Raw genomic sequence first — 10,658 nt, forward strand, 5'->3', positions numbered from 1 at the left:
GAGCCAGTGGCGGGTGTAGAGCGTAGGAAAATCGTTGATTTGTTCGGTCAGCAGGCGCACGGCCTCATCGGCGTCGGGGTGAACCAGATCAATCAGGGTTTCGGCGAAGCGCGTGAGATTCCACTGTGCGATCAAGGGTTGGTGGGCGTAGGCATAGCGGCCCTGGGCATCGATGGAGCTGAAAACAGTCTCTGGGTCATAGCTGTCCATGAAGGCACAGGGGCCATAGTCGATGGTTTCGCCGGCGATGCTCATGTTGTCCGTATTCATCACACCGTGAATGAAACCGACCAGCATCCAGCGCGCGATCAGTGCGGCCTGTGCGGCGGATACCGCCGCAAACAACTCCAGATAGGGATTGTCCGCACTTTTCAGGGCGGGGTAGTGGCGGGCGATGGTGTAGTCGGCCAGCTGTTTGACTCGGGCGTTTTCGTTGCGTGCGGCAAAGAACTGAAAGGTGCCGACGCGGATATGGCTGGCGGCGATGCGGGTGAGGACGGCGCCGGGGAGCGCTGTTTCCCGATGGACGGTTTCCCCGGTCGTGACGGCGGCCAGCGCGCGAGTGGTGGGTATGCCCAGCGCATGCATGGCTTCGCCGATGACGTATTCGCGCAGTACTGGCCCCAGTGCCGCCTTGCCATCGCCGCCCCGCGAAAAGGGCGTGCGACCAGAGCCTTTCAGTTGCATATCCCGGCGCCGACCGTGGCGATCGATCAGTTCGCCGAGCAGGAGGGCGCGGCCGTCACCCAGTTGCGGAGAGAAGTGGCCGAACTGATGACCGGCATAGGCCTGAGCCAGAGGCCGCGCGCCTTCCGGGACCTGATTTCCTGAAAAAATGGCGGCACCCAGTTCGCTGTCCAACGTGGCACTGTCGAGCTCCAGTTCCTCCGCCAGCGCCTGGTTCAATAACAGCAGTCGGGGTGCTGGTGCCGCAGCGGCTTGCCAGGGAGTGTAAAAACCCTCCAGATCGCGCGCATAAGTGTTGTCAAATGTAATGATGTCTTGTCCGTCAGTCTTGATGCACCGGCTCCGGTATTTCCAGCTTCACCTCACCGTCCTCCAGCAGCGCCGTAATCCGTGTGCCCTTGGGCAGGTCGCTAAAGAGGATGTGTTCCGCCAGCGGCTTCTTCAGATGTTCCTGAATCATCCGTGTCATCGGCCGTGCCCCCATCTGTGGATCGTAGCCCTTATCCGCCAGCCACTGCCGGAGTTCGGCACTGATTTCCAGGCTATAGCCCTTTAGCAGCAACTGCTCGTCCAGTTCCATGACGAACTTGTCCACCACATGCAGTATCGTCTCCCGGGAGAGGGGCGCGAAGGGCACGACGGCATCCAGGCGATTACGGAATTCCGGCGCAAAGACCCGGCGGATGGTCTCCATTTCCTGTCCGCCATCACTCTGGGGGGTGTTCATGAAACCAATATTCGCCTTGCCGCGTGACTCGGCGCCTGCATTGGTGGTCATAATGAGCACCACGTTGCGGAAGTCCACCGTGCGTCCGCCGGCATCCGTCAGTTTGCCATGATCCATAACCTGCAGGAGCACGTTGAAGATGTCCGGGTGGGCCTTCTCAATTTCATCCAGTAACAGTACCGCATGGGGATTACGGCTCACCGCTTCGGTCAGTTGCCCGGCCTGGTCATGCCCGACATATCCCGGCGGCGCACCGATAAGCCGCGACACCGTATGCCGTTCCATGTATTCACTCATGTCAAAGCGCAGCAGTGGGATGCCGAGCAGGCTGGACAACTGTCGGCTGAGTTCGGTCTTACCCACTCCGGTCGGGCCGGAGAAGAGAAAACTCCCCACCGGCTTTTCGTGGTGGCGCAGGCCTGCCCGCGCCATTTTGATAGCTGCGGAGAGTTCGTGGATGGCCTTTTCCTGACCGTAGATGACGAATCCCAGATCCCGCTCCAGATTCTTCAGCGCCTGACGATCATCGGTAGAGACACTCTTACCCGGAATGCGGGCTACCCGGGCGACCATCTCTTCAATGTCGTGAACGCCGATGCTCTTCTTGCGCCGGGATGCAGGCAAAAGCGCTTGCGCGGCGCCCACCTCGTCGATGAGATCAATGGCTTTGTCGGGCAGATGGCGATCATGGATGTGCTTGACGGAAAGCTCTACCGCCGCGCGCAGGGCTGTGTCGGTATAACGCAGGCCATGATGCTGCTCAAATTGCCCCTTCAGTCCGCGCAAAATCTGCACGGACTCTTCCTGAGAGGGCTCCGGCACGTCAATTTTCTGGAAGCGGCGGGTTAGTGCGCGATCTTTCTCAAAATACTGGCGGAACTCCTGATAGGTGGTCGCCCCGATACACTTCAGTTCACCAGAGGCGAGAGCCGGCTTCAGCAGATTGGAGGCATCCATGGCGCCGCCCGAAGCTGCTCCGGCACCGATCAGGGTATGAATCTCGTCAATGAAGAGGATGCTGTTGGGTTTCTTGCGCAGTGCCTTCAGCACCCCTTTCAGGCGTTCTTCAAAGTCACCCCGATAGCGGGACCCAGCGATCAATGCCCCCAAATCCAAGGCATAAATGGTCGCATCTTCCAGCATCTCCGGCACCTTGCCGGCGACAATGGCGCGCGCAAGACCCTCGACGATGGCAGTTTTCCCGACCCCCGGTTCACCGACGAAGAGGGGATTGTTTTTTCGACGCCGCGCCAGCACCTGCAGAACCCGGATCAACTCCTCCTGGCGTCCGATCAACGGGTCCAGCCGTCCGGCCCGCGCCATGGCATTGAGATTGCGCGCATAGGCGGTAAGTGGGTCCTTACTGTTTCCCTTCTTTTCTGTGGTGCCTTCGACTTCCTCTTCTTCCTCATCCATGACTTCATCCTTGCGTGTGCCATGCGCCAGAAAATTGACCACATCGAGTCTTGTCACATGTTCTTTCTGCAAGAAGTAAACGGCGTGGGATTCCCTTTCGGCGAAGATGGCGACAATGACATTCGCCCCCGAAACCGCTTCCTTACCCGCCGACTGCACATGGTAGAGGGCGCGCTGAATGACCCGCTGAAAACCTACGGATGGTTGGGTGTTGATCGTTCCCGCAGGACCCATGGCGGGTACTTTGCGTTCCAGAAACTTCTGTAGTTCCGCAGACAGATGCGTGCGATCGGCACCGCAAGCGCTGAGCACATCCATACCGTCAGGATTATCCAGAAGGGCAAGCAGGAGATGTTCCACGGATGCATATTCATGTCCATACTGGCGGGCAATCTGGAAGGCCTGATTGATGGACTGTTCCAGAGATTTATCGATCATGGTTCACTCCTTTTCCATGATACAGCGCAGTGGATGCTGGTGTTGCCGGGCATCAGCGGTGACCAGAGCGACCTTGGTTTCCGCCAGATCATAGGGAAAAATCCCGCATAACCCCTTACCCTGCTGATGTACCGCCATCATCACCGCGACTGCCTCGTCATGGGGCTTGTGAAAATACGCTTCAAGAATATGCACGACATAGTCCATGGGGGTGAAATCATCATTTACCAGCAGCACCCGGTACATTCGTGGTTCCTGTACCTGCGGCTCGCGCTCCAAGATGGTGCTGCGACGATGCTGTGTTCTACCCATGACCTACACCCCTAGTATTTAACATCCGCTGTCATTGTGGCGCCTGCCCTCCGCTCTGGCAAGATGGTCCACCAGCAAAATCTGTATAGCCCACGCCTCTGAAGATGGGGTCGCGGGCGACCAAAAAAAGCGCCGGAAGGAAAGCCCTCGGCGCTTTTGCTCAAACGATACCGAACTTACTTGGTGATATCGATTTTCGCCTGGCTGCGCAGATCGGAGACGAACTTGGCGGCCTCCTGCTGCTGCAACTGCATCTTGATACGATCCTTCATGGCGCTCAGTGGCGGAGGGGTCAGGGCACGAGTCGCCTGTACCTCAATCACGTGATAGCCGAACTGGGTCTGCACCGGGCCAACAGGCTTATCGATAGGAGCTGTCTCGATGGCCTGAGCGAAGGGCGGAACGACCATACCTGGGACAATCCAGCCCAGTTCGCCACCGTGGGCGGCACTGGCCTTATCAATGGAGTCTTTCTCAGCGAGGGCAGAGAACTTCTTGCCGGCCTTGAGCTCAGCCATAATCTTGTTGGCTTCGGCCTTGGTCTTCACCAGAATATGACGCACTTCAAATTCTTTCTTGCCCATGGCCTGGACGAATTTGTGATAGGCATTCTGAATGTCGACCTCAGGAACCGGATGCTCCTGCACATACTGATCCACCGCCGCATCGGCCAGGATCTGGCGCTTGGCTATGGCTAGACGTTGCTTGACATCAGCGGACTGGTCCAGCTTGTGGTTGATAGCGTACTGCGAAAGTACTTCCATGTTCACCAGATTCTGCACCACTTGCTCGCGGGCATTGGGCTCTTTGGCAAGCGCCGGGCTCATGGACATGATGGCTTGCACCTGGCTGTTGTCGATGGCGATGCCATTGACGGTGGCGACAGGGGCTGCAAAAGCGGGTACTGCAAAAGCGCTGACTGTGGCAGCAAGAATGACCGCGCGAAGTTTCATAAATTTTCCTTCAGGTTAAGTGACGCTGGACCTATTATCCATAGTGGTGGACAAAGGGGAAGTCTCAGGAGGTACTAAGTTGCAGTGGCGCCTCTGTTTCCCGACGTTTTTCAGGACCGAGGAGGAGTTCCACCAGGGTAAGAGCAAAATCCATAGCTGTACCAGGCCCCCGTGAGGTAATCAGCGGGCCATCAATCACTACGGCACTTTCTTGATAGGTATAATTCGAGCTCTGCGGGTCGAGGGTGCCCGGATAGGCGGTGACCTGGCGCCCGTCGAGCAGATGATGAGTGGCCAGCATGCCAGGTGCCGCACAAATGGCGGCAATAATCAGCCCCCGCCGGTGTCTTTCCTGCAGGAGCTGAATAAGCGGTCGATGCTTTGCCAGCCGCTGCACACCCCCAGTGCCGCCAGGGAGTAGGATCACATCGATATCAATGCTGACCACATCGGCTAACAGTGCGTCGGGTTGCAGGCGCAACCCGTGCCCGCCGGTGACCAATCCTGTGTCGAGTCCCGCGAGGACAACGGTTAAGCCGGCCCGTCGTAGGATGTCGCAGGAGATCACCACCTCCATATCCTCGAAGCCATCCGCTAGGGGGATAAGTATCTGAATTGCCGAGGTCACCGGAGCTCTGTTCCTCTTAAGAAGAAATGCACAATCTTTGCTGTTTCGGACAGCCACCCCGGATTTGACCGTATGTGTGCGAAATTTATCCATGACCAGCGTATGGCAAAGCAAAATATTCCGGTCCGGATCATTGTCCTGCTGCCTTCGGAAGGGGGATCACGGTATCGACGGTATGCCCCTTCTCCTGTACCGGGACGGCCTTGCCTTCCAGGATGGCGAGCGCTTCGTGCAGCGGGTAATCCTTGGCCAGATCTGGTTTCAGGACACTGCTGGCGGCCATGGCCTCATCTTCTTTAGTGGGCTGGGTGGCGGCAGTGGGTGCGGAGACAGTGGCGGAGGTTGGCAGGGCGATAGTGTATCGGGGGGTGACCTTGCTGCACTCATCCGGCGCTTTCAGCACACCGTGCAGTTCCGACTCCTTCAGGAGGTTGGCATCCAGGGCGCGTAGCTGTGCATTGGCTGGCTGCACCTCGATATTGGGGATAATGCCCTGACTCTGGATGGAGCAGCCCGCCGGGGTGTAATAGAGCGCGGTTGTCAGTTTGAGGGCGCCGCCATTGCTCAGCGGCATCACCGTCTGTACCGACCCCTTGCCAAAGCTGCGCTGGCCCATGATCAGAGCACGGTGATCATCCTTGAGGGCGCCGGTGACAATTTCGGCTGCCGAGGCCGAGCCGCCATTGATGAGCACAATCATGGGCGCGCCGTGGAGGTAGTCTGGTCCATGGGCGGAGAAGCGCATGTCGCTATTGGTGGTGCGGCCTTTGGTGTAGACGATCAGCCCTTTGTTCAGGAAGGTATCCGCTGTCTCGACCCCGGCCCCGAGCACCCCACCCGGATTATTGCGCAGGTCGAGGATCAAGCCTTTGAGATGCCCGTTGGCTTCCTGCTCCAGATGCTTTACGGCCTTGCGGGTCGCACTGCCGGTGTTTTCCTGGAACTGACTGATACGGATGTAGCCAATGCCGGGTGCAAGCATGGCAGCGCGTACACTCTGCACCTTGATGATGGCGCGGGTCAGGGTGAAATGCAGGGGCTGTGCCTGATGGGGCCGCAAAATGGTCAGGGTGACCTGCGTACCTGGTTTGCCCCGCATCATATCCACGGTCTTTTGCAGGCCAACGCCCTGCAGGGCCTTACCGTCAATTTTGACGATGAGGTCGCCTGATTCGATGCCTGCCTTCGCTGCCGGGGTACCGTCGATGGGGGCAACGACTTTAAGTACCCCATGATCACCCGTTACTTCAATGCCCAGCCCGCCAAATTTGCCATTGGTGAGCACTTCCATCTCTTTGAATTCTTTGGGTGTCAGGTAGGCAGAGTGAGGATCCAGGGCACTGACCATGCCGTCTATGGCACCATCCATTAGTTTCTTGTCGGAAGTGGAATCGACGTAATTGGATTTGACGATCTCGAAGACCTGACTGAAGGTCTGGATTTGTTCCAGCGGGATTTTATCCTGATCCTTAGCCGCATAAACGGTGACTGCAAAACTGATACTGACGCCCAGAATGAGCCCGACACCAAGGCCCAGCAAAGTACCACGGCGTGGTTTAGGGAAGCGGGGAGTGGACATGGATGAAGTCTCCGAGGGTATAGCTGTAACCCGTGAATATTTGCGGCAAACGGAATGCGACCGGCAACATGGGGGATCTCATAAAAGCCAAGTTATTCCTCAGTTGTGAATATAGTCCAAGGGATTAACAGGGTGTCCCGCATTACGCATCTCAAAATAAAGGCCATCGTTCCCCAATTCCCCACCGCTGCCGACACTGCCTACCTGGAGACCTGTAGAGACCTGTTCCCCAACGTGGACATTGGTAGCACCCAAGTGCCCGTATATGGCTAATAAGCTGTGTGCGATTTGCACGATGACAATCTGTCCATAGCCCCGTAAAGGTCCCGCATAAAGTACCATGCCGGGCGCTATGGCGTGAACGGGTGTCCCCACCACAGCCTGGAAGATAATACCCTGCCAGTTGAGTCCGCCAGTCACCCGCGGGGCACCAAAACGGGCGCTGATAGGCCCGTTTACCGGCGCCGGGTAGTGGCCGTGGCCGACGACGGGGGTTGCAGGCAATGCGGGCGCGGCCGCTATCACTGGCGGACGAACTACAGTGGTTGGCGGTTGCTTTTGCGCGTTTGCCGCACGTTGAACCTGCCGTGCCCGCTCCGCTTTCTGCTCCTGCCGCGCGCGCAGTTCTGCTTGGGCCCCCTGGGCTAGACGACGTTGCTCAATGGCTTGCCGTCGTGCGGTTATCGCTGCTGCACGACGGGCCGCTGCTGCGGCTTCGGCCTTGCGTCGCGCTTCGGCGCGGGCGGCTTCTTCCTGACGGCGGAACTGTACGACCAGACGGCTCACCAATCCATCGAGAATATTGGCGTTAGCCTGCAGTTCGGAAATCTTCGCCTTGTCGGCGGCAATGCGGTCTGCCAACTGACTTTCCAGTGCGGCGTGATGCTGACGCTGTTGCTGGAGGGTGTGCTCCTGAGCACCGACTTGCCGTGCCAATTGGGCGAGACGGGCTTCGTGGGTTTGCACCTCCTGCTTGGTCTTCAGTATTTGTTGCGCCGTGTCTTGAGTCTTGATAATAAGTGTACTGCGCGCCCTAGCCAAGGACTCATAAAAGACGCTCATACGCCCCAGTTCTCCCGGACGTTCCGTTTGTAGCCAGACGGCCAATGGCGTGACACCACCCAGCGTGTAGGCGGCACGCAACTGTTGGGCGAGAATGCTTTTCTGCTGCGTCAGTTCGGCTCGGAGTGCACTGATTTTTGCCCGCAGGTCAGCAATCTGCGATTTTGCCAAGTGCTGCTGCTGCTGAATGCCGACCAGCTTTTCCTGCGCCGCAACAACCCGTTGATCGATGGCGCTGATCTCTCCACGCAGTTGTGCCTGGGTTTTCTGCCCCGCCGCGAGGTGTGCCTGCATTTGTCCCAGGTTTTCGTGGATATGCTCCAGCTTTTGCCGGCTGCTTTGTATTTTCTCCTGCAATGTTGTCGCGCCCGCTCCTGCCGGGAGGAGAATGATCAAGGCAAACAGGGCGCCGACGCGGGGACGGGACAGGAGGGGCATAGGTCAGAGGGTCTGCACCAGGTTTTTCCCGCCCATTTCAGGAGGTACCGGCAAGCCCATGAGCTGGAGCAGGGTGGGGGCCAGATCTTCCAGAGCACCCCCGGCCAGAATCTCAGCGGAACGCCCAATATAGAGCAGGGGCACCGGGTTGCAAGTATGGGAGGTGTGCGCCTGGCCGCTCTCTACGTCCAGCATTTGTTCAACATTGCCATGATCGGCAGTGATCAGCACTTCGCCACCTACAGCGCGCACAGCGCTGACAATACGGCCCAGGTTGCGGTCTACCGCTTCGACCGCAGCAATGGCGGCGGCCAGTTTGCCACTGTGGCCGACCATATCGGGATTGGCAATATTACAGATGATGGCATCGTACTGGCGACTTTCGATACGGGTGACCAGAGTGTCGGTCAACTCATCCACGCTCATTTCCGGTTGCAGATCGTAGGTGGTGACCTTGGGGGACGGAATCAATACGCGGTCCTCACCCGGAAACACCTTTTCGTCACCACCGTTTAAAAAGAAGGTGACATGGGCGTACTTTTCGGTCTCGGCGATGCGCAGCTGATGCAAGCCAAATTGCGATACCCATTCGCCAAAGGTGTTTTTCAGGCGGGTGGGGGGGTAAGCCACATGCACGTCAAAGCGCTCACTGTATTCTGTGAGGGTAACGAAGTCGGCGAGATGGGGTGTTGCCTGCCGGGTGAAACCATCGAAATCTGCTTCGACAAAGGGGCGGGTGATCTGTCGGGCGCGATCAGAGCGAAAGTTCATGAATAACACCGCATCATGATCGCCGATACACACCGGGCTGGCACCAATCTGGGAGGCGGCAACAAATTCGTCGCTTTCGCCACGCGCATAGGCGGCAGCGAGCGCTTCGACACCCGTGGCATAGTGTTCACCTTTGCCGAGGGTAAGCAGATCATAGGCCTGCTGTACCCGATCCCAGCGGTGGTCACGATCCATGGCATAGAAACGGCCAATCACTGAAGCCAGAGCGCCACCGTGGGTGCTGATCTCGGCGTCCAGCTTTTCCAACGATGCCGCCGCGCAGCGTGGCAGGGTGTCACGACCATCCAGAAAGGCATGCACATAGACCCGCTCTGTCCCCCGGCCCTGTGCCAAGCGCAGCGCTGCGAGAATGTGTTCTTCGTGGGAGTGCACCCCGCCTGCCGAAAGCAGGCCAAGAATATGTACAGCACCGCCCTGTGCCTTTGCGGCATCCACCGCCGCACAGAGGCTGCTGTTAGCATAAAAGCTGCCATCGGCGATGGTACGATTAATACGTTCGTACTCCTGATATACCACGCGACCGGCACCGATATTGATGTGCCCGACTTCGCTGTTGCCCATCTGCCCGCCCGGAAGCCCTACAGAGGCGCCGGACGCATTGATGAGGCCATGGGGATGACTCTGCCACCAGCCATCCCAGTTCGGCGTACGTGCCTGAGCAATGGCGTTATCCACGGGATCCTCGCGATATCCCCAGCCATCGAGGATCAGGAGTAACACTGGACGTGGTTTATGGGTCATCAGTTCCCTCAGTGTGGCGAATGCAGCCCGTCAGTGAAAGGCATTAGAACAGATCAGACGAACCCTGTCATGGGGTCATGACCAGAGGTTTCAGGTGCCAGATGTCCGTATTGTACTGGGCGATGGTCCGGTCACTGGAAAAAACGCCGCTGGCCGCCGTATTGAGGATGCTGAGGCGTTGCCACTCAGTCTGATCATGCCAGAGTTCCGCCGCTTCCCGTTGCTTCAGCTTGTAGCTGGTAAAGTCGGCGAGCACCATCCACGGGTCCTGGGGATGGGTGACAGCGCGGACGATGGGGTCGAAAATACCCGGTTCGAAAGCATTGAAATAGCCGCTCTGTATGAGATCCATGACCCGTTGCAGGTCACGGTCCGCCTGTAGGTAGATTTGCGGGTTATAGTGCCCGCGCAGTTGACTGACCTCCTGAGCATTCAATCCGAAAAGAAAAAAATGTTCGGGACCTACCGCGTCGCGGATTTCGATATTGGCGCCATCCAGAGTGCCAATGGTCAGTGCCCCATTCATCATGAACTTCATGTTGCCGGTTCCGGAGGCCTCCTTGCCCGCCGTGGAGATTTGCTCGGAGAGGTCTGTCGCCGCGCAAATCTTCTCCATGAGAGAGACCCGGTAGTCGGGTAGAAAGCTCACGCGCAACAAGCCCTCGGTATCCGGATCGTGATTAATGACATTGGCAATGTTGTTGATGAACTTGATGGTGCGCTTAGCCATAAAATAGCCGGGCGCCGCCTTGCCGGCAAACAGGATATTGCGGGGGGTCACCTCGGCAGCTTCGCCACGCTTGATGCGGTCGTAGAGGTGAATGACATGCAGGGCGTTGAGCAGTTGCCGTTTGTACTCGTGGATGCGTTTTACCTGCACGTCCA

At 57.9% G+C, this 10,658-nt stretch carries 9 protein-coding genes; all 9 read right to left on the reverse strand.

Features of this window, described 5'->3' with window-relative positions; all coding sequences use genetic code 11:
- The coding region (locus M7F93_RS09590; RefSeq protein ID WP_298172573.1) for a protein adenylyltransferase SelO at positions 1-1,020 on the reverse strand (1,020 nt) is incomplete at its 3' end.
- Positions 1,010-3,268 carry an ATP-dependent Clp protease ATP-binding subunit ClpA gene (gene clpA / locus M7F93_RS09595; protein ID WP_298172551.1) on the reverse strand — a complete coding sequence of 753 codons (2,259 nt, stop codon included), beginning with the start codon at positions 3,266-3,268 and terminating at the stop codon, positions 1,010-1,012. The genes M7F93_RS09590 and clpA, both read right to left, overlap by 11 nt.
- A 3-nt stretch (positions 3,269-3,271) precedes the next feature.
- Entirely contained in the window at positions 3,272-3,580 is a 309-nt protein-coding gene (clpS, locus tag M7F93_RS09600) for an ATP-dependent Clp protease adapter ClpS (protein WP_298172553.1), read from the reverse strand.
- 176 nt (positions 3,581-3,756) lie between these two features.
- Positions 3,757-4,533 carry a peptidylprolyl isomerase gene (locus M7F93_RS09605; RefSeq protein WP_298172556.1) on the reverse strand — a complete coding sequence of 259 codons (777 nt, stop codon included), beginning with the start codon at positions 4,531-4,533 and terminating at the stop codon, positions 3,757-3,759.
- Between the two features lie 64 nt (positions 4,534-4,597).
- Complete coding sequence (locus tag M7F93_RS09610; protein WP_298172559.1) at positions 4,598-5,161, reverse strand: DJ-1 family glyoxalase III; 564 nt, start codon at positions 5,159-5,161, stop codon at positions 4,598-4,600.
- 130 nt (positions 5,162-5,291) lie between these two features.
- Entirely contained in the window at positions 5,292-6,740 is a 1,449-nt protein-coding gene (locus M7F93_RS09615; protein ID WP_298172561.1) for a S41 family peptidase, read from the reverse strand.
- Between the two features lie 99 nt (positions 6,741-6,839).
- Complete coding sequence (locus M7F93_RS09620; RefSeq protein WP_298172564.1) at positions 6,840-8,240, reverse strand: murein hydrolase activator EnvC family protein; 1,401 nt, start codon at positions 8,238-8,240, stop codon at positions 6,840-6,842.
- Positions 8,241-8,243: 3 nt separating this feature from the next.
- The gene (gene gpmI / locus M7F93_RS09625) at positions 8,244-9,773 is read right to left on the reverse strand and encodes a 2,3-bisphosphoglycerate-independent phosphoglycerate mutase (RefSeq protein WP_298172567.1); all 1,530 of its coding nucleotides are present in this window, start codon (positions 9,771-9,773) and stop codon (positions 8,244-8,246) included.
- A gap of 67 nt (positions 9,774-9,840) precedes the next feature.
- A partial coding sequence (locus M7F93_RS09630; RefSeq protein ID WP_298172570.1) for a glycogen/starch/alpha-glucan phosphorylase occupies positions 9,841-10,658 on the reverse strand: 818 nt, incomplete at its 5' end.

This window comes from Acidithiobacillus sp., from assembly GCF_027322205.1.
GTDB lineage: Bacteria > Pseudomonadota > Gammaproteobacteria > Acidithiobacillales > Acidithiobacillaceae > Acidithiobacillus.